The organism is Chryseobacterium sp. DT-167, assembly GCF_058310155.1.
Map to the genome: position 1 here is coordinate 406,965 of NZ_JBZEEQ010000003.1, position 21,947 is coordinate 428,911.

At 33.6% G+C, this 21,947-nt stretch carries 23 protein-coding genes; 14 read left to right on the forward strand and 9 right to left on the reverse strand.

Annotated elements, in window-relative coordinates; genetic code table 11:
* Window positions 1-109: 109 nt before the first annotated feature.
* Window positions 110-304, forward strand: a complete 195-nt coding sequence (locus AC4FQ5_RS06685; RefSeq protein WP_491141801.1) for a hypothetical protein — start codon at window positions 110-112, stop codon at window positions 302-304.
* 26 nt (window positions 305-330) lie between these two features.
* On the opposite strand, the gene AC4FQ5_RS06690 is transcribed toward AC4FQ5_RS06685, so the two are convergent.
* Genes AC4FQ5_RS06690 through pepE form a run of 4 tightly spaced genes read right to left on the reverse strand, consistent with a single transcriptional unit; the run spans window position 331 to window position 4,133 of the window.
* Complete coding sequence (locus AC4FQ5_RS06690) at window positions 331-1,503, reverse strand: sensor histidine kinase (RefSeq protein ID WP_491141802.1); 1,173 nt, start codon at window positions 1,501-1,503, stop codon at window positions 331-333.
* 7 nt (window positions 1,504-1,510) lie between these two features.
* Window positions 1,511-2,884, reverse strand: a complete 1,374-nt coding sequence (gene dacB / locus AC4FQ5_RS06695) for a D-alanyl-D-alanine carboxypeptidase/D-alanyl-D-alanine endopeptidase (RefSeq protein WP_491141804.1) — start codon at window positions 2,882-2,884, stop codon at window positions 1,511-1,513.
* A 5-nt stretch (window positions 2,885-2,889) separates the two neighbouring features.
* The gene (locus AC4FQ5_RS06700; RefSeq protein WP_491141805.1) at window positions 2,890-3,444 is read right to left on the reverse strand and encodes a hypothetical protein; all 555 of its coding nucleotides are present in this window, start codon (window positions 3,442-3,444) and stop codon (window positions 2,890-2,892) included.
* Window positions 3,441-4,133 carry a dipeptidase PepE gene (gene pepE / locus AC4FQ5_RS06705; protein ID WP_491141806.1) on the reverse strand — a complete coding sequence of 231 codons (693 nt, stop codon included), beginning with the start codon at window positions 4,131-4,133 and terminating at the stop codon, window positions 3,441-3,443. The genes AC4FQ5_RS06700 and pepE overlap by 4 nt, the downstream gene beginning before the upstream one ends.
* Before the next feature lie 207 nt (window positions 4,134-4,340).
* On the opposite strand from pepE, the gene AC4FQ5_RS06710 reads away from it, so the two are divergent.
* Entirely contained in the window at window positions 4,341-4,874 is a 534-nt protein-coding gene (locus AC4FQ5_RS06710) for a tetratricopeptide repeat protein (RefSeq protein WP_491141808.1), read from the forward strand.
* A gap of 56 nt (window positions 4,875-4,930) precedes the next feature.
* Here AC4FQ5_RS06710 and AC4FQ5_RS06715 read toward each other — a convergent pair whose 3' ends face one another.
* On the reverse strand, window positions 4,931-5,419 hold the full coding sequence (locus AC4FQ5_RS06715; RefSeq protein WP_491141810.1) for a YdeI/OmpD-associated family protein: 489 nt from the start codon (window positions 5,417-5,419) through the stop codon (window positions 4,931-4,933).
* A 130-nt stretch (window positions 5,420-5,549) separates the two neighbouring features.
* Here AC4FQ5_RS06715 and fsa point away from each other — a divergent pair, with 130 nt between their 5' ends.
* A complete protein-coding gene (fsa, locus tag AC4FQ5_RS06720; RefSeq protein WP_491141812.1) occupies window positions 5,550-6,203 on the forward strand; it encodes a fructose-6-phosphate aldolase in 654 nt (217 codons plus the stop codon).
* 60 nt (window positions 6,204-6,263) lie between these two features.
* Here the strand turns inward: fsa and AC4FQ5_RS06725 are convergent, their stop codons facing one another.
* The 3 genes from AC4FQ5_RS06725 to pdhA all read right to left on the reverse strand — a co-directional run bounded on the left by AC4FQ5_RS06725 (window position 6,264) and on the right by pdhA (window position 9,993).
* Window positions 6,264-7,109 (reverse strand): GLPGLI family protein, encoded by an 846-nt coding sequence (locus tag AC4FQ5_RS06725; protein WP_491141814.1) that lies wholly within the window; start codon window positions 7,107-7,109, stop codon window positions 6,264-6,266.
* Between the two features lie 166 nt (window positions 7,110-7,275).
* Window positions 7,276-8,895, reverse strand: coding sequence for a dihydrolipoamide acetyltransferase family protein (locus AC4FQ5_RS06730; RefSeq protein WP_491141816.1), 1,620 nt, complete (start codon window positions 8,893-8,895; stop codon window positions 7,276-7,278).
* Window positions 8,896-8,991: 96 nt separating this feature from the next.
* Window positions 8,992-9,993 carry a pyruvate dehydrogenase (acetyl-transferring) E1 component subunit alpha gene (pdhA, locus tag AC4FQ5_RS06735; protein ID WP_491141818.1) on the reverse strand — a complete coding sequence of 334 codons (1,002 nt, stop codon included), beginning with the start codon at window positions 9,991-9,993 and terminating at the stop codon, window positions 8,992-8,994.
* A gap of 126 nt (window positions 9,994-10,119) precedes the next feature.
* On the opposite strand from pdhA, the gene AC4FQ5_RS06740 reads away from it, so the two are divergent.
* Window positions 10,120-10,767, forward strand: a complete 648-nt coding sequence (locus tag AC4FQ5_RS06740; RefSeq protein ID WP_491141819.1) for a phosphatase PAP2 family protein — start codon at window positions 10,120-10,122, stop codon at window positions 10,765-10,767.
* Between the two features lie 42 nt (window positions 10,768-10,809).
* The gene (locus tag AC4FQ5_RS06745) at window positions 10,810-11,277 is read left to right on the forward strand and encodes a BlaI/MecI/CopY family transcriptional regulator (protein WP_491141821.1); all 468 of its coding nucleotides are present in this window, start codon (window positions 10,810-10,812) and stop codon (window positions 11,275-11,277) included.
* Between the two features lie 43 nt (window positions 11,278-11,320).
* Here the strand turns inward: AC4FQ5_RS06745 and rbp are convergent, their stop codons facing one another.
* Window positions 11,321-11,698, reverse strand: coding sequence for an RNA-binding regulator (gene rbp, locus AC4FQ5_RS06750; protein WP_491141823.1), 378 nt, complete (start codon window positions 11,696-11,698; stop codon window positions 11,321-11,323).
* A gap of 258 nt (window positions 11,699-11,956) precedes the next feature.
* Between rbp and AC4FQ5_RS06755 the strand changes: the two genes are divergently transcribed.
* From AC4FQ5_RS06755 to AC4FQ5_RS06795, 9 genes are all read left to right on the forward strand, one after another.
* Complete coding sequence (locus AC4FQ5_RS06755; RefSeq protein ID WP_491141825.1) at window positions 11,957-12,370, forward strand: DUF6157 family protein; 414 nt, start codon at window positions 11,957-11,959, stop codon at window positions 12,368-12,370.
* 95 nt (window positions 12,371-12,465) lie between these two features.
* Window positions 12,466-12,861 (forward strand): acyl-CoA thioesterase, encoded by a 396-nt coding sequence (locus AC4FQ5_RS06760; RefSeq protein ID WP_491141826.1) that lies wholly within the window; start codon window positions 12,466-12,468, stop codon window positions 12,859-12,861.
* Window positions 12,858-13,418, forward strand: coding sequence for a helix-turn-helix domain-containing protein (locus tag AC4FQ5_RS06765; protein ID WP_491141828.1), 561 nt, complete (start codon window positions 12,858-12,860; stop codon window positions 13,416-13,418). Before AC4FQ5_RS06760 ends, AC4FQ5_RS06765 begins: the two co-directional genes overlap by 4 nt.
* A gap of 133 nt (window positions 13,419-13,551) precedes the next feature.
* On the forward strand, window positions 13,552-16,392 hold the full coding sequence (locus tag AC4FQ5_RS06770; RefSeq protein WP_491141829.1) for a heavy metal translocating P-type ATPase: 2,841 nt from the start codon (window positions 13,552-13,554) through the stop codon (window positions 16,390-16,392).
* Window positions 16,393-16,531: 139 nt separating this feature from the next.
* Window positions 16,532-17,260, forward strand: coding sequence for a DUF72 domain-containing protein (locus AC4FQ5_RS06775; protein WP_491141831.1), 729 nt, complete (start codon window positions 16,532-16,534; stop codon window positions 17,258-17,260).
* Window positions 17,261-17,379: 119 nt separating this feature from the next.
* Complete coding sequence (locus AC4FQ5_RS06780; protein ID WP_491141833.1) at window positions 17,380-18,246, forward strand: polysaccharide deacetylase family protein; 867 nt, start codon at window positions 17,380-17,382, stop codon at window positions 18,244-18,246.
* Between the two features lie 171 nt (window positions 18,247-18,417).
* Window positions 18,418-19,077 carry a YggS family pyridoxal phosphate-dependent enzyme gene (locus AC4FQ5_RS06785; protein WP_491141834.1) on the forward strand — a complete coding sequence of 220 codons (660 nt, stop codon included), beginning with the start codon at window positions 18,418-18,420 and terminating at the stop codon, window positions 19,075-19,077.
* 56 nt (window positions 19,078-19,133) lie between these two features.
* Window positions 19,134-20,318 (forward strand): sigma-54-dependent transcriptional regulator, encoded by a 1,185-nt coding sequence (locus tag AC4FQ5_RS06790; RefSeq protein WP_491141836.1) that lies wholly within the window; start codon window positions 19,134-19,136, stop codon window positions 20,316-20,318.
* A 69-nt stretch (window positions 20,319-20,387) separates the two neighbouring features.
* Window positions 20,388-21,752 (forward strand): MATE family efflux transporter, encoded by a 1,365-nt coding sequence (locus AC4FQ5_RS06795; protein ID WP_491141838.1) that lies wholly within the window; start codon window positions 20,388-20,390, stop codon window positions 21,750-21,752.
* The last annotated feature ends 195 nt before the right edge of the window (window positions 21,753-21,947 follow it).

Genomic DNA, 21,947 nt, shown 5'->3' on the forward strand with positions numbered 1-21,947 from the left:
ATAATATTATGTTAAATTTAAAAACATATATTCAATATATGAATAAAAAAATACTATTAATATTAAAAATTATATATATATTTGAATTGCAATTTTAAACATATACAAAATGAAAAAACTTTCAAAAAATCAACTGGCAAATTCTAAAGGTGGCTCAACAGCTGGTGAGCCTAAACTTATTAAAACAACAACTTTTGAAGGATTAGCTGGTAATCCATGTAGATATGGAAGATGGTTTCAAAGATGGTATAGTGATGGTTCAGTTAAAACCTATTCAATATTAGGAACACAAGTAGAGGGTTAGTCAGCAAAAAAACATCCTATATTTAATTACCTTATCTCGGTAAGGTAATTTTTTTTAATAATAATTCTGAAAGTAGTTCCTTTTCCAACTTCTGTTTGTGATATTCTGATATCCCCATTGTGATATTCCTGCACGACTCTTTTCGCCAGTGATAAACCTAATCCCCAACCTCGTTTTTTCGTAGAATATCCTGGTTTGAAAGCGTTTTGAGCCTGATATTTTGTCATTCCGCTTCCGTTGTCTTTTACTTCGATCAGAATATTTTTATTGCGTTCAAAAACTGACATTTGCAAAAATCCTTGTCCTTTCATCGCATCAACAGCATTTTTTACCAGATTTTCTATTACCCAGCTCATTAGAATTTTGTTGTGAGGAACCAAAATGTTGTATGTGGGAAGCAAAAGTGTAAAGTCAATTTTCTTTGAAATTCTCGTTTTTAGATAATCATAATTTTCCCGAATGGTTTCATTAAAATTCATATCATTTAACTCAGGAACTGAGCCGATTTTAGAAAATCTTTCTGATATTGTGCGTAGTCTTTCAATATCTTTTTCAATTTCATGTACTCCGTCAGAATCTGGGTTTTCAAGCTTCATAATTTCCATCCACCCCATCATGGAAGATAACGGAGTTCCGATTTGGTGTGCTGTTTCTTTCGCCAGACCCGCCCAAAGATAGCCTTCGTCGGTTTTTTTGACTGTACGTAAAAACCAAAATGAAAACAGAAAATAGCACAACACAAAGAAGCCTAAAAGAAATGGAAAATATTGCAGATTATTAAGCATTTCCGAATTGTCATAATAGACAAACTGATCATTTCCACCCTGCACTTTTATTTCTATGGCAGGATATTTTTTATCCATTTTTTTTGCTAAATCAATAATATCTTTTGAATCATCGCCAATTCCCTTTGGTAAATGCTTATACTCTATAATCTGATCGTTTTTATCTAAAATAATCACAGGAATAGTTGTGTTTGAACTGTAAATAGCAAGAAGTAATTCCTGAACTTCCAAACTTGGAGTAATATCCTGCTGAAATTTTATTGCTTTAACCAAAATATCAACCCTTTTTACTTCTTCTTTTTTTAAATAATTGACAACCAAAGTTGAAGCAATCACAATGGCAACGACAACCAAAGTCATCAGAGAAAAAATAAACCAGTTGTTGAATCTGGAGAATATGGATCTTTTTTTCAATTGAATTTTATTTTAAAACATTTAAAATCTTTTGCAATTCTGTGCTTCCGCTTCCTTCATAATTGTTGATGATGATTGCATAGATATATTTTTTACCATCTTTCGAAGTATGATAGCCTGCGTAGGATTTTGTATCTCTCATCGTTCCGCTTTTCATTTTCATACCGTTATCCTGAGTTGGAAATCCTTCGTAATATGTATCAAACCAAGTTTGTTTTTTCGCATAAAGTAAAGCCTGAACTTCTGCTTTTGCCGAAACATAATTTTGTGGTGAAAGTCCGCTTCCGTCAGCAAAATTGATCATACCTAGATTAATTCCTTTGGACTTCCAAAATTCTTTAAGATAAGCTACTCCGCTTTTAAAACTTGAATTTCCTTTTTTTTCTTTTCCTAAAGTTTTGATTAAATTTTCTCCGTACATATTCACACTTTTTCTCAAAAACCAATAAACGATTTTGTCTAAAGTCGGTGATTCATAAGTAAAGATAATATTGCTTTTTGGATATTCCAGAGGTTTCTTTCCTTCAATTTCAAGCTTAGAATTGGTCATTACTTTTCCTGAGAAGTCAATTCCGGAATCTTTGAGCCATTTTTCAACTTCAACACCCAACTGCAAAGGCGGATTGGGAACCGAACCTGAAACAGTCGTTACCTTTCCGGCAGGTAAACTTCCATTGATCAAAGCAACATCAGAATACGGTGAAGTGAAAATCAGGCTTTGATCTGAATTTCCGGCTGCTTTTAAATCATTTAACCATTTAATTCCTACTAAAGGATAAGAAAAACTTTTAAAATCTGTTCCGTTAATATTAATATCAAACTGATTTTCTCGCCAATTGACTCCCCAAACTCCCGCTCCATAATAATTTCCAAAATCATCAAACGGCCAACCTCCGGGAATTGTCTGATGGTCAAAATAAGTGTCATCAATGATGAGATCACCTGAAATTTTTGTGATTCCTGATTTTTTGATGGCTTCTAATAATTTTTGTTTAAAATTTTCAGGCTTGTAGCCTTCATATCTCCAGCTTCCCAAAGTTGGATCACCATTTGAGGTTATGAATAGATTTCCGTTTAAATTTCCATTTGAGATGGTTCCTGAGTACGCTGAAATTGTTTTATAAGTGAAATTTTTTCCTAAAGTTTCCAAAGCCGCCGCAGCAGTAAAAATTTTCTGTGTCGATGCTGTTGACAGACCTTTATTTCCCTGAAATTCATAGATTAAATTTCCGTTTTCATCGGCAACATAAAATGATAAATTTGATGAAATTGCTATCGGGGAATTCATCAGATTTTTAGTAGCATCATCTAATTTTTGGCTGATGTTTTGAGCAAAAATTATTTGGGTTGAAAATGTAAGTATTACAAATATTTTTTTCATTTTTATTAGCTTATAAATCCCGAAATCTCTTTTTCAAAAACCCAATTATCATTAATTTTCTTTAGTATTACTCTCGATCCTTTTCCACAAAGTCCCCCACAATAGTAACCGTAATTTATAACAAGTCTTTTTTTATCTAACGAGAATAAAGGTTTTCCTACAAACATAAAGCCTTCACCACCATGTTTTTCTTCAAAGACAGACCAAAAGCCCTTTCCTAATTTTTTGTAAGCTAACAGTTTATCTAAATGAATAATTTTTAAATCAGTAATATATTTATAACTCAGTAAAAAATCTTTAGAAGTTGCAAATTGGCTTAAGATATAATCTGAATCTTTTTCATTAAAATACTGTTTAATAACTTCTTTGCCAAAATAATTATCAGTTTTGATATTAGGGTCTTCAGTAATTATTGACAATTTTTTGTGAAATTTTGTTTTTCCATTTTTTAAAACAAAATTAATTACTTCATAGATTTCTTCATCAGAAATGTTTTTCTCTTGACAATTTAAGGCAAGTGATAAAATTGCAAAAGTTGTTATCAATATTTTTTTTATCATAAAGATGCTCCTGATTCTATTTCATAAGGATCTTTTCCCTTCTCAAAAATCCTTGTCAATTCGCTTCCTTCAACAGTAATTGCATCTCCAATTCTTCTGATCCAGTTTCCTTCTCTTAAACCAACAACTTTAATATCATTTTGAGTCAGAAACTCTTTAATTCTTGTCTCACGGGTTTCTCCGTTATGCTTCAAATCCGGATTCGGATCGAGATAATGCGGATTAATATTAAAAGGAACCAATCCCATACACTCAAAACTCGGAGGATAAACAATCGGCATATCGTTCGTAGTTTTCATGTTTTGTCCGCCAATATTACTTCCTGCGCTGCATCCCAAATAGGGCTTTTCATTTTCAATATTTTTCTTTAAAACCTTCATCAGATTTTCTTCATGCAACGTTTTAACCAATAAAAAAGTATTTCCACCTCCTGTAAAATAACCTTTTGCATTGTTCAACGCATCGATTTTATCCTCAAACTCATGCAAACCTTTTACTTTTATGTTGATGGTTTCAAAAAATGATTTGGCTTTTTGAGTATAATCATCATGAGAAATTCCGCCAGGTCTTGCGAAGGGAATAAAAATGATCTCATCAGTTTCTTTGTATAATTCTATTAACTCCTGTTTTAAATACTCTAAGTAGGCTCCGCCAAAAAGTGTGGAAGTTGATGCTAATATAATGTTCATGAAAAAATATTTATTGACTGTGACAAATAGTTAAATTACAAAGATAACTTCAAAATGTAATGATTCAAAAATTAAGCTAAAAAATAACGATAGTTGTTAATAATTTCCAAAAAAACTTAAACCTTCTAAAATTTCAGTTATTGTGGAATTATTATTGGACTTAAAAATATTAATTTTAAAAAATGTAAGATTATGAAAATGATTATAATGAATAGTAAAAACCTGTTTCTAGGTCTATTATTGGCAACAGGTACAAGTTTGGTCAATGCGCAGACTACTCAACCAGATAATACGAAAAGTGCTGTAACGGTCAGCCAAACCAATCCGGCTATTGAAGGTTTAAAAAAACAGATCGAAGCCAACCCAAAAGACACAGAAGCTTTAGCAAAACTGGCGACAGCATATCAGGATGCTTCAGACTGGACCAATGCAGTGGATACATGGAAAAAAATATCAGTTTTGTTACCAGATTGGTCTCCTTCTTATTACAGTCAGGCATACGCGTATCAATCGGCTAAAGATGATACGAATGCTAAACTTGCTTATGAGAAGTATATTTCAACTGTAAAACCTGCAGAGATTGAGCAAAATAAGAAAAATCTTGCGTATGCCTACTTTTACATTGCATTTGCAGAACAAAAAACTAATCCTGCAAAAGCAAAAGAACATATCGCTAAATCTATAGAGTATGATCCTACAAATCAGGATGCTATAAAACTCAATCAGACTTTAAATTCATGATAAAGCAAAATCCGGAGAATTCTCCGGATTTTGTTTTGAAATAGTCACGTTGGATTTTAATTAATCATTTTGCCAAAAAAATCTCTTTCACCTTTTAAATAACTTATGATTTTTGCTATGTTTTTCTGAATGGCAGTTTCAGTTTTAAGATTATTAATATATCTTATCAGCTCACTTCTTCTTGAAAGAGTGAGATTTTCAAAGTTTTTTAACGCCGCAGGATTTTCATTAATTGCTTTTTCCAGATCAGGATGAATGATGTTTGTTCTCAACGCATTGTCAAATTCTACTGAAATATCAAGCATTTCACCGATTCTTTTAGGCGAATTTTTCAACATCTTCAAATTAATGTATAGCCTCCATTCACCAAGATATTTCATTAAATTCTGTCTGAATTCAACATCATTCACAAATCCTTTTACCGGAATAGGGCTTTTATTTTTTCCTGATTTTTCAAATATCTCATTCAAAATTTCTTCAGGTAAGAAGACAAATGGGTTGATTCCGATGATCTCAAGACGTGCTTTGAAATGATTATTTTTCATAAAAATAAATTGTTTCTTTGCTAAAGAAAGTAAATTTAATGCTTTATCAGAAATTAGAAAACAGATTTGCAACTCAGAGATCAATTACAAAGTATTCATTATCTTTGTCAGAATAAATCTATTATACGAAATGAAATTTTTTATTGACACTGCTAATTTAGAGCAAATTAAAGAAGCTAAAGACCTTGGAATTCTGGATGGTGTAACAACCAACCCTTCATTGATGGCAAAAGAAGGAATCAGAGGAGCTGAAGCAATCAGAGATCATTACAAAGCAATTTGTGAAATCGTTGACGGAGACATTTCTGCTGAAGTTCTTTCAACTACTTACGAAGAAATGATCAAAGAAGGAGATGAATTGGCGGCTATTCACCCAAATATCGTGGTGAAAATTCCAATGATCAAAGACGGTATCAAAGCATTAAAATATTTTTCTGACAAAGGAATCAGAACCAACTGTACTTTGATTTTCTCTGTTGGACAGGCTCTCTTGGCTGCTAAAGCTGGTGCTTCTTATGTTTCTCCTTTCTTAGGAAGATTAGATGACATTTCTACTGATGGTTTAAATCTGATTCAGGAAATCCGTTTGGTATTTGATAACTATATGTACGAAACTGAAATTTTGGCAGCTTCTATCCGTCACTCAATGCACATTATTGATTGTGCTAAGATTGGCGCAGATGTGATCACTTCTCCACTTCCTCCGATCTTGAGTTTGTTGAAACATCCATTAACTGACAGCGGATTGGCTCAGTTTATTGCAGATTCTCAGAAACTAGCTTAATTTTTATTAAGTTTAGAATTAGAATATAAATGCCCGAAACTTTAGTTTCGGGCATTTTTTTTATTGTAATATGTCCAATTCTAAAAGATTATTGTCTCTGGCATTGTTTTCTTTAGCCTCTCTTTCTTTGTCTTTAATTAATTTTTCAATATCTAAGGGTTTTCCGGTCACATCAATTATTCTCATTTTTTGATTGCTTGAAACTATTTGTCTTAAACCTTTAGCCGGATTATTTCTAAAATCGACAAACTGTTTTTTATATTTTATCTCATCGAGTGGAATTGTTGCATTAAAGCTCTTTATGTTATTGTCACTTTCCCACTGATAATCTAAAGGAAGCTTTTTGATTTCTTTCAACACAAAAGAATGCGACCGGGTTTTATCCTCCAACTTTATAATCAATCCGGGAAGACCATGAAACTTATAAGGTCCATCCTGAATCGGAATATCAGTTGCAAACCAAGCTGTCCAAGTTCTTCCGGCAAAATTAACGGAGGCTTTCTGAGTGTTCAATTCATCTATTTTCTCTTTATCCGGCAGTATTTTCCAGACTAATTTTCTCTTGTCTGTAACCTTGTATTTATCCATCTCCAACATATTGAAGAACTCAATTTTAAAATCGGGATATGTTTTTTCAACTACATACGGCACCACTCCATAATCTATTCCTGAAAAATCTTTTACTTCTTTCTGCAGTCTATCAAGGTGTATCGAGTCTGCTATACTTTTTTTCAAACTGTAGAATTTAGACCCAATTTTAGTGGCATCTAAAACCATAAGTTCAGTTTCAGATTTACTTTTTTCGGTAGAATCTTTGACAAATTTATACTCATAAATAAATCGTTGATTTTGTGCATGAATGGTAATGCTTAAAAATGAAAGTATTCCGATAACAATTCTCTTCATTAATATTTTTTTCACTAAAATAGGATATTATTTTTATATAACAAAAGTTGTGTGGGATGTTGGATGCTAAAAGCAAGAAGCAAAATTACAACTCTGAGCAAAATTAAATACTAAAACAAAAAAACCTCTCGAGATGAGAGGTTTTTAGTATAATATAAAAAGAAAATTACAGTAATAATGTTAATGGACTTTCTAAATATGTTTTTAAAGTCTGCAAGAACTGAGCTCCAGTAGCACCGTCTACCACTCGGTGGTCACAGGCTAATGAAAGTTTCATAATGTTTCCTACAACGATCTGACCGTTCTTTACGATTGGTTTTTCGATGATTGCACCTACAGAAAGAATCGCAGCGTTTGGTTGGTTAATGATACTTGTGAAAGTTTCAATTCCGAACATTCCCAAGTTTGAGATAGAGAATGTAGAACCTTCCATTTCGTTTGCTTTAAGACCTTTAGATTTTGCTCTTCCGGCCATATCTTTCACAGCAGCAGAAATCTGAGTGTAATTCATCTGGTCTGTGTTTTTCAGAACCGGAACTACCAATCCGTCAGGAATCGCAACAGCTACTCCAACGTTAATGTTTCCTCTGTGAATTACTTTATCTCCTGCCCAGCTTGAGTTCACTTGTGGATGTTTTCTTAAAGCAACAGCAGTCGCCTTAATAATCATATCGTTGAATGAAATTTTAGTATCTGGTAATGAGTTGATTTCTTTTCTTGCTTCAATCGCTTTATCCATGTTGATCTCCACCATCAGATAATAGTGAGGCGCAGAGAATTTACTTTCAGAAAGACGTTTCGCAATGATATTTCTTACCTGAGAGTTTGGAGTTTCTGTATCTTCTCCCTGAACAAAGCTTAGAGCAACCTGAGCTGCAGCATTACTTTGTGCCGGAGCAGCAGCTGCAGTTTTTTGTGAAGGCTGATAATTTTCAATATCTTTTTTCACAATTCTTCCATTCTCTCCAGAACCTTGAAGACTGTTGATGTCAACACCTTTATCCTGAGCCATTTTTTTAGCCAAAGGAGAAATTGCTACTCTGTCTGATGATGAAGCATTTGTGGTTTGTGCAACCGATTTCTCTTCAGTTTTCGTTTCAGATTTTTGTTCGGCTGGTTTATCAGATGATTTGTTTTCAGATTTTGCAGCTCCAACTCCTGACACATCAGTTCCTTCAGGACCGATAATTGCCAAAACAGTATCAACCGGTGCAGCTCCACCTTCTTCAACTCCTTGCTTTAGAAGAACTCCGTTAAATTCAGATTCAAAATCCTGGACTGCTTTATCTGTTTCGATCTCAGCAAGTAAATCACCTTCTTTTACTGTATCTCCAACGTTTTTGTGCCATTTAGCTACTTTACCTTCTGTCATTGTATCAGAAAGTCTTGGCATAGTAATCACTTCTACTCCTGCAGGAACTTCTGCTGAAGTTTGCTCAACGCTTGTAGATTCGTTTTCTGTTTTAGATTCTTCTTCAGATTTTTTCTCTTCAGAAGCCCCTTCAGCTGCCGGAGCATTTCCTCCTTTTAATGCAGAAATATCTTCTCCTTCGCTACCAATAATTGCCAAAATAGAATCTACTGCTGCTGCAGAACCTTCTTCAACTCCTACAAATAAAAGGGTTCCTTCAATTTCAGACTCGAAATCCTGAACCGCTTTATCTGTTTCAATTTCAGCTAAGATATCTCCTTCTTTTACTTTATCTCCTACTTTTTTATGCCATTTCGCCACCTTACCTTCCGTCATTGTGTCGGAAAGACGTGGCATTGTAATAACTTCTGCCATAATTTATTTTTTTAATTTGTTAATGTGATGAAGTGATGATACCTTAAAAGTGAAAATAATTAACACATCAGCATATCATCGTATCAGCAAATTATTTTAGTTTTCTAATTTATCTAAGAACGGATAATCTTCCTGAGCATATACATACTCGTAGATTTTTTCTGCAGTCGGGTACGGCGAATTTTCCATAAACTCGATGCATTCTTCAACAAAATCTCTCGATTTGTTGTCTGCCGCTTCCAGTTCTTCTTCAGTTGCCCAGTTATTTTCTAAGATTCTGGCTTTGATCAATTCAATCGGGTCATCTTTTTTTGCAATAGAAACTTCATCTTTAGATCTGTATGGTTCAGCATCAGACATAGAGTGACCTCTGAAACGGTATGTTCTTGCTTCGATGAAAGTTGGTCCGTCTCCTCTTCTGGCTCTTTCAATCGCTTCGTAAGCAGCTTCAGCCACTTTCTCAGGATCCATTGCATCTACAGCAAGACAAGGCATTTCGTATCCTAAACCTAATTTGTAGATGTCTTCGTGGTTAGCAGTTCTTTTTACAGAAGTTCCCATCGCATATTGATTGTTTTCAACCACAAATACTACCGGAAGCTTCCAGTTCATTGCCATGTTGAAAGTTTCGTGAAGAGAACCTTGTCTTGCAGCACCGTCTCCGAAGAAACAGATGTTTACTGCTTTTCTGTCAAAGAATTTATCTGCGAAAGCAATACCCGCACCCAAAGGAATTTGTCCCCCAACGATACCGTGACCTCCGTAAAAACGGTGTTCTTTACTGAAAATGTGCATAGATCCGCCCATGCCTCCGGAAGTACCTGTAGCTTTACCACAAAGTTCTGCCATGATTCTTTTCGGGTCTACTCCCATTGCCATCGGATGAATGTGGCATCTGTAAGCAGTGATCATGCTGTCTTTAGTTAAATCCATTGCATGAGTAAAACCAGCCGGAATAGCTTCCTGACCGTTGTACAAATGTAAAAAACCTCTGATTTTTTGTTTTAAATAAAGAGAACGGCATTTGTCTTCAAACCTTCTCCACATTGTCATATCTTCATACCACTTCAGGTATACCTCTTTAGAAAATTCTTTCATGTGCTAGCTTCTTGCTTATTTATTATGAAATAGTTGAGCAAAAATATAAAAAAAACTTTGTTTTTATTATATACAGAGCAATTGTTTTTTTAGTTATAATGTTATATTTACATCACAAACTTCAATATGGAAGAAAAAAAGACTTCATTACTACAAATTGTTTCAAGAATTATCTCAGATTTTTTTAATCCTTTAGTTTCTCTGGTTATTTATTTTGTGTATTTCAGTATTCAGAATTACACCTTTAAAGAAGCTTTTACACACTTTTTACCGATTTTACTGATTACCATTCTCCCGGTAATTATCTGGATCGTCTGGAATGTAAAAACAGGTCGATACACCAATATGGATGTTTCAAACAGGGTACAGCGGAAAACGCTTTATATTTTCATCGCAGTCTGCATTGTCTCCTATTTAGGATTTAATTATATCAAAAACGGATTTATAGATTTTGTAATGTTGTTTATTCTGATCCTTCTGTTTGCATTGCAATTCAGTAATTTATATATCAAAAGCTCGATGCATACAGCATTTAATGTTTTTGTAGCCGCATTATTCTTTGCTTTTGATGTGAAAATTGGATTTGTCTGGCTTGCAATTGCAATTTTGGTGGGAATTACAAGGGTTATCTTAAAAAGACATACGGTAAAAGAAGTTTTTACAGGTGCAGGAATAGCTTTTTTAGTTTCTTTTATTTATCTTTATTGCAACAATAAGTATCAGCGCAATGATTTACCGACTGAAGTGATTCCTGTGGAAACTACCATTAAGTAAGTATCTTGTGAGAAGCACATCTTATTATTTTAAAATTTAAATATGAAAATAAATCATCTTACGTCAGCAGAAGAAAATCTGATGAAGCTTTTTTGGGACTTAAATTCCTTTTATCTAAAAGATGTCATGGAGAAACATCCCGAACCCAAACCGCATCAGAATACAGTCTCTACTTACCTGAAAATATTGGTTGAGAAGGGGTATTTATCTACAGAAAAAGAAGGTAGAATTTTCAGATACACTGTTGGTGTTCCTTTTGATGAATATAAGAAGTTTCTCCTGAGAGATCTCACAAATAATTTTTTTAACGCTTCCGGGAGGGAGATTTTAGAATTTTTATTTAAAGAAAATCTGATTACACAGAATGATCTGAAAGATTATTTTGATCTTAAAATTGAGATGAAACCTGTGAAAATAAAAGCTCCTACATTAGAATTTGCTGAAGAAATTCTGAATCCAAAGAAAGATAAAAAAGGAAAGGATAAAAAAAAGAAGAAGAAAAAAGATTGAAATGAAGACATAAAAAAAGCGGCTAAAAGCCGCTTCATTTTTTTTACCAACGACTTCCGCCGCCTCCGTTACCTCCACGGTTGTTGTTTCCGTAACCACCACCAGAGTTACCTCCTCCACGGTTGCTACCATAACTTCCACCTCCGCTTCTGTTATTATCAAAACTTCTTCTTGGTTTTTCTTCTCTTGGCTTAGCCTCAGACACGTTAAGAATCTTTCCGTTAAGTTCTTTTTGATTAAGAGCTTCGATAGCTTGAGCTCCTTCTTCGTCACCCATTTCTACGAAACCGAAACCTCTAGAACGACCAGTTTCTCTGTCTGTAACAATTTTAGCAGATGATACATCGCCAAATTCTGCGAATAAATCGTGCAACTCATATTCTTTAGTTGCGTAATTGATGTTTGAAACAAAAATGTTCATTTTAAAAAAAAATTAAAAAATTAATATAAATTTGGTATAAAAGAAAAACAACATAATAATGAACATAATATTGATTCCTGATATAAACGCTTGCAAGATACAATTAAATTAAATAAATCAAAGCTTTTTTATAATTATTTCATCTATTAAAGAAAATTTAATATGACAATGTATTAATATAGCTTTAAATCAAACATTTACATAATAATTTATAATTCATATATCTTTAAATAGACTCTAATTTTAAGAAAAAAAGACATGAAACATCATACAACCAACTACATAAACACCTTTATAGAAATTGCAGAAGACTGCCCCGTTTCAGAAAGCCAGATCCCACCTGAAAAGAAGGAGAAAACTGTTGCAAATTTGCAGTACGAATTATTAATTAAAAGCCCTTACCAATATTCATCCGATGATCTTATTTTTGACTGCCATATGATTAAAAATGATGTTTCAGGAAGCGAAAAAGATAAGGAAAGAGCTAAGTTTTTCTCAAAAGGTCAGCCATGTCTCCGCTCTTCAGCCTTAGCAAAAAGATACGGTTTTGGGTTTCATCATAATGATTCAGGTAAAATAGCAATAATTCCTTTTGAAAGTAAAGAATATCAGGATTTTCTAGCCAATGACTCAATCAAAAAAGTGAAAGCAATGCGTTCCAAAAGAAAATAATTGAGTTTATGAATGTTTTTGTTCAGATTAAAACATGATAAACGCTTAAAAAATTCAGTTTTAAACATTAAATTTGTTCTGCAAATATCTAATACATGAATTATCACACCAGAAAATGGGTAAAACCTGAAGATTTAAATCCCAATCAATCACTTTTCGGAGGAAAACTTTTGCAATGGATCGACGAGGAGGCTGCTTTATACGCCGTTATCCAGCTTGAAAATAAAAAAGTGGTGACAAAATATATTTCAGAAATAAATTTTGTAAGTTCGGCAAAACAGGGTGATATTATCGAAATTGGTATTGAAGTTTCGGCTTTTGGTTCTACTTCCCTTACTTTAAAATGCGCGGTGAGAAATAAAATGACGCATCAAACCATCATTACGGTAGACAGAATTGTAATGGTCAACCTTGATGAAGACGGAAATCCCTCTCCTCACGGAAAAACAAAAGTAGAATTTGTAAAAGACCGATTAAGCAATCCGTCATGAAAATTTTCGTAAAAAATATGGTTTGTGACCGATGTATTTATGCGGTTCAAAATATTTTTGAGAAAGCTGAAATTGCAGTCAGAAATATCAATTTGGGAGAAGTTGAAACCCAATTTGATATTTCTAAAGATACTCTTGCTGATGTCGAAAAAAGACTTGAAGAAATCGGTTTTGAAATCATCAGAGATCCTTCTCAACAACTTGTAGAAAATATTAAAAATCTTATCATTCTAAAAATCGGAAGATTGGAAACGGATGAGAATTTTCTGTTATCAAATTTCTTAAGTAGCACATTACATAAGGATTACAGTAATTTATCTAAAGTTTTTTCACAGAACGAAAACATCACTTTAGAACAATACTACATTCTCCAGAGAATCGAAAAAGTAAAAGAACTTCTTTTTAATAACGACTTTACTCTTACTGAAATTTCAGTTCATATGGGTTACAAAAGTGTTCAGCATCTTTCATCACAATTCAAAAACAGTACAGGCTACACTCCTACCCAGTTCAAAAAACTAAAAGTGCTCGACAGAAAACCATTGGATCAAGTCTGAAAGTTAATTAGTATACAGTCATTCAGTTTTACAGTTAAGCAATTCTAACTAACTAAATTCTATAACTATTATCCTTAAATTTATAACAATCTTCAATTTTCATTTTGGAAATTTGTAGAATAAATTTGAGATCATGCACAAACAATATAAAATAGTTGGGATGACTTGTTCGGGTTGTCAGAAAAAAATTTCAGAAAAGCTCAACAGTCTTGAACATATAAACGCTGAAATCAATCTCGAAGATAATACAGCAATTATTACTTCTGATAAAGAAATTAGTTTGAATGAATTAAATAAAGCTTTAGAAGAAATTGGAAATTACAAACTTGAACATCCAAACATTCCAAATAATGACTTAATAAAACCACAGGACAGAGTTTCTCCCTCTTCAGTTTATTATTGTCCGATGGAATGTGAGGGTGAAAAAGTGTATTTTAAACAGGGCGAAAGATGCCCGGTTTGCAATATGTTTTTAGTTCCGATCGAGGAAAAATTAGCCAAAGATCCAAATTTCAAACCCACGTTTTCAAAGACCAATTTACCTGAAAATTTTAAAGATCACGTTGGGGATTATTATTGTCCGATGTTTTGTGAAGGCGACAAAATTTATCATGAAAAAGGTGATTGTCCGGTTTGTCATATGCATTTAGAGGAAATCACAGAAAATTTAGTTAAAAATTCCGTTTCAAATAGCCATTTACATTCTCATCATCATGAAAATCATAAAGCACCAAAAGTTACAGACGATATGGCTGGACGGTATTATTGTCCGATGTTTTGTGAAGGTGATAAAACCTATGATTCAAATGTCGGTTGTCCGGTTTGCGGAATGGATTTGGTTAAATATCCTGAGAAAAAGATCGCAAAATACACTTGTCCGATGCATCCCGAAATCATTAAAAATGAACCGGGAGACTGCCCCATCTGTGGAATGGATCTTGTAAGAATGCCAGACAGCGAAAGCGACGAAGAAGACGAAACCTATACTATTCTAAAAAGAAAATTCATTACTTCTTTAATTTTTACAATCCCTGTTTTCATACTGTCAATGGGCGGAATGTTGATCGATTTTCCTTTCTCACATGAAATTCAGGGTTATATTGAATTCATTTTAACACTTCCTGTTCTTTTTTATTCAGGGTGGTTTTTGATGAAAAGAGGTTTCGTTTCTTTTAAGACCTGGAACTTAAATATGTTCAGTTTGATTGCTTTAGGTGTTTCTGCAGCATTTATTTTCAGTATTGTTGCCCTAATTTTTCCGGATGTCGTTCCGCACGAAATCAGAGGTCACGATCATGAAAGTCTGCTGTATTTTGAGGCAGTTTGTGTCATTATTACTTTGGTGATCTTAGGTCAGCTGATGGAAGCATTAGCGCACAAAAAAACAGGTAATGCGATCAAAGAACTCATGAATCTTTCTCCTGATGAAGCTAATTTACTTGTAAACGGAGAAGAAAAAAGAGTTCAGTTATCTGAAGTAAAGATTGGAGATTTATTAAAAGTAAAACCCGGTGAAAAAATTCCTGTTGATGGAAAAATCACTGATGGCAATTCTGTGGTTGACGAAAGTATGATTACCGGTGAGCCAATTCCTGTTGAAAAAAATGTTGATGATCAAATAACTTCAGGAACCATCAACGGAAATCAGGTTTTCATTATGAAAGCTGAAAAAGTAGGCGATGAAACTTTGCTGTCAAAGATTATTAAAATGGTCAACGATGCAAGCAGAAGCAGAGCTCCGATACAAAAACTGACTGATAAAGTGGCAAAAGTTTTTGTTCCGACTGTGATTTTGATTGCAGTAGTTACATTTATTCTTTGGCAGATTTTTGGTCCGGAAGGTAAGAAAAGTCTGTTTGCTTTTGTGAATGCAGTTGCGGTTTTGATCGTAGCTTGTCCGTGTGCTTTAGGTCTTGCAACACCGATGTCTTTAATGGTCGGAATCGGTAAAGGTGCAAAGAATGGTATTCTAATTAAAAATGCAGAAGCCCTTGAACAAATGAATAAAGTAAACATTCTAATTACTGACAAAACAGGAACTTTGACTGAAGGAAAGCCTTCTGTTGAACATATCGAAACTGTAAATAATGATCAGGATTTAATTTTAAAACTGGCTTATTCATTAAACCAAAATTCGGAACATCCGCTTTCAAATGCAGTCATTAAAAAAGCAAAAGAAAAAAATATTTCTGCCGAAAAAGTAAATCAGTTTGAGAATATTTCCGGGAAAGGTGTGAAAGGAATCATCAACGGAAAAACTGTTTATTTGGGAAATGAAAATCTTCTGACTTCAAATCAAATTCAAATTCCTGAAAATTTAAAACAGAAAGCGGTAGAAATTCAGTCAAAAGCCCATACAATATCTTATGTGGCGCAGGAAAATGAAGTTTTAGGATTTATAAGCTTTACCGATAAAATCAAAGAAAGTTCTAAGAAAGCGGTTGAACTTCTTTTGAAAGATGGTATTGATGTAATGATGATGACGGGCGACAATGAGTATACCGCAAAAGCTGTTGCTGATGAATTGGGAATCAAACATTTTAAAGCGAATTGTCTTCCCGAAGACAAATTGAATGAAGTAAAAAAATTACAGCAACAAGGAAAAATCGTAGCCATGACCGGTGACGGAATTAACGACTCCCCTGCTTTAGCACAAGCCAACATCGGGATTGCGATGGGAACAGGAACTGATGTTGCCATTGAAAGTTCAGAAATTACTTTGCTGAAAGGAGATCTCATTGGTGTTGCCAAAGCCAAGATCCTTAGCGAAAAACTTCTCAGAAATATCAAAGAAAATCTTTTCTTCGCTTTTATTTATAATGTTTTAGGAATACCTATTGCGGCAGGATTGTTGTATCCGTTTTTTGGAATTTTGCTGTCACCAATGATTGCAGCAGCGGCAATGAGTTTCAGTTCTTTATCTGTGATTTTAAATTCATTACGACTAAATTCAGTTGATTTAAATATTAAGTAATAAGTTTTTAATTTCTCGCAGATTTTGCTGATTGAGCAGATGATTGCTTTTAAATCTAGATTTTTGAAAACAATAAAATCTGCGAGAGAATATAATAAAATCTAAGTTTTATTTCACCAATAATTTTAAAGATTCAAAAATGGAAAAAGAAAAAATCTACATCGGATGTTCAGGCTTTTACAACAACGATTGGAAGGGTTCTCTTTATCCCGAAGATGCGAAAAGCAAAGACTTTCTTATTTTATATTCTCAACAGTTTAATTCGGTTGAAATCAATTCTACTTTCTACAGAAAACCTACTGCAAAAACTCTTACAAAATGGTTTGATGAAACGCCTGAGAATTTTAAATTTTTCATTAAAATTCCAAAAACTATTTCACACGAAAAACGTCTGGAAAACTGTAAAGAAGAAATTACAGAATTTTGCAATCATATTGAAACTCATTTAAAGGAAAAACTTGCAGGATTTTTATATCAGTTTCCACCTTCGTTTAAAAATACAGATGAGAATTTAAAAATCATTTTAGAAAATCTTGATGATCGCTTTTTAAACGTAATCGAATTTCGTCATGAATCGTGGTGGAACAAAGAAATTTTTAAAGTTTTGAAAGACAACAATATAATTTTTTCAGGTGTGAGCTTTCCTGGAAATCTACCTGAAGATATTATCATTAATTCTAATGATATCCTGTATTATCGTCTTCACGGCAAACCCATTTTATATAAATCAGAATATTCAGAAGATTTTTTAAACGAATTAGCTGAAAAAATTAAAAAGTCAGATATTAAAACTTATGTGTTTTTTAATAATACATGGGGAACAGCAGCTATTAAAAATGGATTATATTTTCAGAAAATTTCAGAATAAAATCTTTTATTAAAATTTTATTAAAAACTAAAATTTTATTTGAAAAATTGGCTTAAGTTTTGTTAACTTTATTTCAGAAAATTTAACACTTTTTAACAATTTAATTTCCATTTATTTTTATGAAAAAAAACTTTGCGGAAAAGTCTGTGAACAAGACTTTTCTTGGGGTGTTTGCATTGATGAGTGCAACCACAATCTTATTCAACAGCTGCAATGAGAAAAAAGATAAGAAAGAATCTCAGAAGATAATTTCAGAAAAACATCCCGTCGCAATCAAAGTCCAGAAAATTAATGATGAAAATGTCATCTCAGACAAAAGAGTAATCTATCTCACTTTCGATGATGGTCCCAACCGAGGAACAGAGAATCTCTTGAAAATACTTCATAAAAGAAACGTTTGTGCAACTGCATTTTTAGTCGGTCAACACGCAACAGGAAGCAAAAGACAAAAAGATGATCTTGAATCTTTGAGAAAAGACCGACTTGTTGAATTGGCCAATCACAGTCATACTCACGCCCATAATAAATACACAGATTTTTACAGAAATTCTGCGTTGGTACTTCATGATTTTGATACCGCAAAAGACAGCCTAAAACTAAAAAATAAAATCGCAAGAACACCCGGAAGAAACATCTGGAGGCTCAACAATATAACAAGTACAGATATAAAGACCTCAAATGAAGCTGCAAACAGTCTCAAAAGTGCAGGTTACAAAATAGTTGGCTGGGATCTTGAGTGGAAACCTACCAACAAAATGGCATTAAAAGGAAATCATCAGGAAATGCTTAAAAAAGTAGACAGCATCTTTTTTAATGATCTCGAAAAAACTTCAAGACATCTCGTTTTTCTTACCCATGATCAGTATTTAACAGATGCAGAATCAATTAATGAACTCGATTTATTCATTGAAAAACTTCAGAAAAGCAATCGTTTTGTATTCAGGAAAATTTCTGAATATCCTAGAATTAATGAGGTTTTAAATTAATTACTGTACGTATCCCGCAGATTGCACAGATTTTCACAGATGATCGCATTTATTTTTATTTAATTTAAAAAAATAATATCTGTGAGAATCTGAGAAATCTGCGGGAATTTACTTTCAACAAAATTCATATTTAAATAGTTTTTCTTTTTTAAATTTCAGAAATTTGCAACTATGAGTATTCAGGAAAATTACAATAATATAAAAAACCAACTCCCATCAACTGTAGAACTGGTAGCGGTATCAAAAACACATCCCGTTTCAGCGATTCAGGAAGTTTATGATTTGGGGCAAAAAGTTTTTGGTGAAAATAAAGTTCAGGAATTGACTGAAAAATATCCTTCACTTCCGAAAGATATTGAATGGCATTTGATCGGGCATCTTCAAACCAATAAAGTAAAATACATTGCAGAGTTTATCGACACCGTTCAAAGCGTAGATTCTGAAAGACTTCTTAATGAAATCAACAAAGAAGCTGCGAAATACAACCGGACAATTAAAGTTTTACTTCAGGTAAAAATTGCTGACGAAGAAACCAAATTTGGGCTTGAAATAGATGAAGCTAAAAATCTGTTTCAAAAATTTGTTGATGGTGAATTTTCAAATATTGAAATCACAGGATTAATGGGAATGGCAACCTTCACAGAGAATGAAGATCAGGTAAGAAAAGAATTTAAAATTTTAAAAGATCTTTTTGATGATCTGAATAAAACGAAACCTTTACAAACTCTTTCTATGGGAATGAGTGACGACTTCCCTATCGCAATTGAGTGCGGAGCCAATTCTGTGCGTGTCGGTTCGGCGATTTTCGGGCGGAGAGATTATTCCAAATAGCAGATTTAGGAACAGTTTTTGATGCAATTGAGCAAAAATTAACTAAATTTGCGACTATGCAAAAAATCCTTATTGTAGAAGACGAAAAAGCAATCTCCGGAGTACTTCAAAGTATTCTTTCGGATGAACTTACCGATTACGAATTTGTTATTGCCGAAGACGGCCTTGAAGGTTATAAACAAGTTGAAAAAGAAGACTTTGCCTTAGTAATTTCAGATATTAAAATGCCTAAAATGTCAGGTACCGAGTTTTTGAAGCAAAGCTTGGTTCTGAAGCCTGAATCTACATTTATCATGATCTCAGGACATGCCGATATAGATTCTGCGGTAGCTTGCTTAAAGGATGGAGCTTATGATTTTATCTCAAAACCTATCGATATCAACCGATTGATTACCAGTGTGAAAAATGCTTTGGTAAAAGAAACTTTAAAGAAAGAAAACAAAAATCTTCAGACCGAAAACAAAACGCTGAAAAGGAAAGTCAATAAGAAATACCAGATGATCGGTGAATCTGCTCCTTTGAAAAAAATTCAGGAGATGATTGAGAAAGTGGCAGTTTCTGATGCAAGAGTTTTGATTACAGGTCCAAACGGTGCAGGTAAAGAATTAGTGGCTCATGCCATTCATAATTTAAGTGAGAGAGCAAGAGGTCCGATGGTAGAGGTTAACTGTGCCGCAATCCCTTCAGAACTAATTGAATCTGAGCTTTTTGGACACGTTAAAGGTTCGTTTACTGGTGCAATCAAAGATAAGCAAGGTAAATTTGAGCAGGCAAATGGCGGTACAATTTTCCTAGACGAAATTGGTGACATGAGTTTAATTGCTCAGGCAAAAGTTTTAAGAGCATTGCAGGAAAGCAAAGTTTCTCCTGTAGGAAGCGATAAAGAAATAAAAGTTGATGTGAGAGTACTTGCAGCAACCAATAAAAATATGGCGAAAGAAATCGAAGCAGGAAGATTCAGAGAAGATTTGTATCACAGACTTTCGGTGATTGAAATCTACGTGCCGCCTTTGGATGAGAGAAAAGAAGATATCAAATTATTGGTTGATCACTTTTCAGCGCTTATTTCTGATGAACACGGTACTGCACTGAAAAAATTTGACGATTCGGCGATTAATGCCTTAAAAGCTCTTGCATGGACTGGAAATATCAGAGAATTGAGAAACGTTGTAGAAAGATTGATTATTCTTGGAGGAACCACTGTTTCTGAAGAGGATGTTGCAAATTTTGTGAGAAAATAATTTAATTAATAATTAAAATATAGAATTAAAATTTGCAGTATTATTACTGCAAATTTTTTTTGAACTGATATGAACTTTTTAAATAAGAATTACACAAAAGAAGCCTTAACTTTAGCGCTTCCCGTGATGCTTACGCAGGTTGGCCAGGTTTCGGTCAACTTATTCGATAATATCATTGTCGGGAAACTGCTTGGCGCAGATGCTCTAGCTTCGGTGTCTTTGGGAAACGCTGTGTTTTTCTCAATGTTTGTTCTGGCATTGGGATTTTCGTTTGCCATTCCGCCTTTAGTATCTGAGGCGCATTCTCAGAATGACCACAAAACAATCAATTCTGTTTTCAGTCATGGTTTTGTGATCAATATGTCTGTAGGTGTTTTGCTTATGTTGATTCTGTTTTTAGGATTACCACTACTCTACAAATCTGGGCAACCCGAAAAAATTATTCCCGATACAGTAGATTTTCTTTGGATCATGGCAATAAGTATTATCCCTTTTATGGCATTTCAAACTTTAAGAGAAGTTTCCGAGGGTTTATCTTACACGATTGGAGTAACAAAAGCTACTATTATCGCAAACGTGATAAATATTGTTTTAAACTACGTATTCATTAAAGGATTATGGATTTTCCCTGAAATGGGTGTAAAAGGATCTGCCATAGCGAGTTTAATTGCAAGAATTTTCATGGTTGTTTTTCTTTATTATGTACTTTTGAAAGAGAAAAAAACAAGACAGTATATAAAAGACTTTACTTTAAAAATCGAAATTTTTTCTAAGAAAATGTTTGGAAAAATGATCAGATTGGGCTTTCCTACTGCTCTACAAATGTTTTTCGAAGTAACTGCTTTTGCAGGTGCTGCGTTTATTTGCGGATTGATTTCTGCACATGACATTGCTTCACATCAGATTGCTCTGAGTATGGCATCTTTTACTTTTAATCTATGCATCGGTTTCAGTGTGGCGTCAACGGTGATGATCGGGAGAAAACTGGGCGAGCAAAACTTTGTGGAACTCAGAAAAGTCGGGGTTAATAATCTAAAAATAGCTTTTCTTTTCATGTGTGTTTGTGGAATTATCTTCATTTTAGGAAGAAATATTTTACCTACATTTTTCACAAAACCAGAAGAAGTAGAAGTGATTATGTTGGCATCAAAACTCATGATTATTGCCGCATTATTCCAGCTTTCTGACGGAATTCAGGTGACGGCATTGGGAATGCTAAGAGGTTTACAGGATGTGAAAATACCTTCAATCATCACATTTATTGCATATTGGCTGATTACAATTCCTTTAGGATATTTCCTTTGTGTAACGTTGGAAATGGGCGCTTTCGGAATGTGGATTGCACTTGGATTGGGCTTAACGATTTCGGCATTTATGCTGGTGAAGCGATTTCTGGATATGTCTGCAAGAAGAATTAAATCAGATAAATTATAAATTGAAAGCGGTCTTTTAGATCGCTTTTTTATTCATGAATTTCAATAATTAGTAAAACTCTGTTTTAGAGTCTATTTGTCATTCCGCAGGAATCTATACCCTTATTTTAGCTTTATTGAGATTCCTACGGAATGATCTGTGTTAATATGCAAATTATTTAGCAAAAATCTGCCTGATATTTTTCTTTGTTTTTTC

What these genes read in the sequence shown, in the direction of transcription:
- AC4FQ5_RS06685 (WP_491141801.1), top strand. Translation starts at nt 110, where the DNA reads ATGAAAAAACTTTCAAAAAATCAACTGGCAAATTCTAAAGGTGGCTCA.
- dacB (WP_491141804.1), bottom strand. Translation starts at nt 2,884, where the DNA reads ATGAAAAAAATATTTGTAATACTTACATTTTCAACCCAAATAATTTTT.
- AC4FQ5_RS06700 (WP_491141805.1), bottom strand. Translation starts at nt 3,444, where the DNA reads ATGATAAAAAAAATATTGATAACAACTTTTGCAATTTTATCACTTGCC.
- pepE (WP_491141806.1), bottom strand. Translation starts at nt 4,133, where the DNA reads ATGAACATTATATTAGCATCAACTTCCACACTTTTTGGCGGAGCCTAC.
- AC4FQ5_RS06710 (WP_491141808.1), top strand. Translation starts at nt 4,341, where the DNA reads ATGAATAGTAAAAACCTGTTTCTAGGTCTATTATTGGCAACAGGTACA.
- AC4FQ5_RS06715 (WP_491141810.1), bottom strand. Translation starts at nt 5,419, where the DNA reads ATGAAAAATAATCATTTCAAAGCACGTCTTGAGATCATCGGAATCAAC.
- fsa (WP_491141812.1), top strand. Translation starts at nt 5,550, where the DNA reads ATGAAATTTTTTATTGACACTGCTAATTTAGAGCAAATTAAAGAAGCT.
- AC4FQ5_RS06725 (WP_491141814.1), bottom strand. Translation starts at nt 7,109, where the DNA reads ATGAAGAGAATTGTTATCGGAATACTTTCATTTTTAAGCATTACCATT.
- AC4FQ5_RS06730 (WP_491141816.1), bottom strand. Translation starts at nt 8,895, where the DNA reads ATGGCAGAAGTTATTACAATGCCACGTCTTTCCGACACAATGACGGAA.
- pdhA (WP_491141818.1), bottom strand. Translation starts at nt 9,993, where the DNA reads ATGAAAGAATTTTCTAAAGAGGTATACCTGAAGTGGTATGAAGATATG.
- AC4FQ5_RS06740 (WP_491141819.1), top strand. Translation starts at nt 10,120, where the DNA reads ATGGAAGAAAAAAAGACTTCATTACTACAAATTGTTTCAAGAATTATC.
- AC4FQ5_RS06745 (WP_491141821.1), top strand. Translation starts at nt 10,810, where the DNA reads ATGAAAATAAATCATCTTACGTCAGCAGAAGAAAATCTGATGAAGCTT.
- rbp (WP_491141823.1), bottom strand. Translation starts at nt 11,698, where the DNA reads ATGAACATTTTTGTTTCAAACATCAATTACGCAACTAAAGAATATGAG.
- AC4FQ5_RS06755 (WP_491141825.1), top strand. Translation starts at nt 11,957, where the DNA reads ATGAAACATCATACAACCAACTACATAAACACCTTTATAGAAATTGCA.
- AC4FQ5_RS06760 (WP_491141826.1), top strand. Translation starts at nt 12,466, where the DNA reads ATGAATTATCACACCAGAAAATGGGTAAAACCTGAAGATTTAAATCCC.
- AC4FQ5_RS06765 (WP_491141828.1), top strand. Translation starts at nt 12,858, where the DNA reads ATGAAAATTTTCGTAAAAAATATGGTTTGTGACCGATGTATTTATGCG.
- AC4FQ5_RS06770 (WP_491141829.1), top strand. Translation starts at nt 13,552, where the DNA reads ATGCACAAACAATATAAAATAGTTGGGATGACTTGTTCGGGTTGTCAG.
- AC4FQ5_RS06775 (WP_491141831.1), top strand. Translation starts at nt 16,532, where the DNA reads ATGGAAAAAGAAAAAATCTACATCGGATGTTCAGGCTTTTACAACAAC.
- AC4FQ5_RS06780 (WP_491141833.1), top strand. Translation starts at nt 17,380, where the DNA reads ATGAAAAAAAACTTTGCGGAAAAGTCTGTGAACAAGACTTTTCTTGGG.
- AC4FQ5_RS06785 (WP_491141834.1), top strand. Translation starts at nt 18,418, where the DNA reads ATGAGTATTCAGGAAAATTACAATAATATAAAAAACCAACTCCCATCA.
- AC4FQ5_RS06790 (WP_491141836.1), top strand. Translation starts at nt 19,134, where the DNA reads ATGCAAAAAATCCTTATTGTAGAAGACGAAAAAGCAATCTCCGGAGTA.
- AC4FQ5_RS06795 (WP_491141838.1), top strand. Translation starts at nt 20,388, where the DNA reads ATGAACTTTTTAAATAAGAATTACACAAAAGAAGCCTTAACTTTAGCG.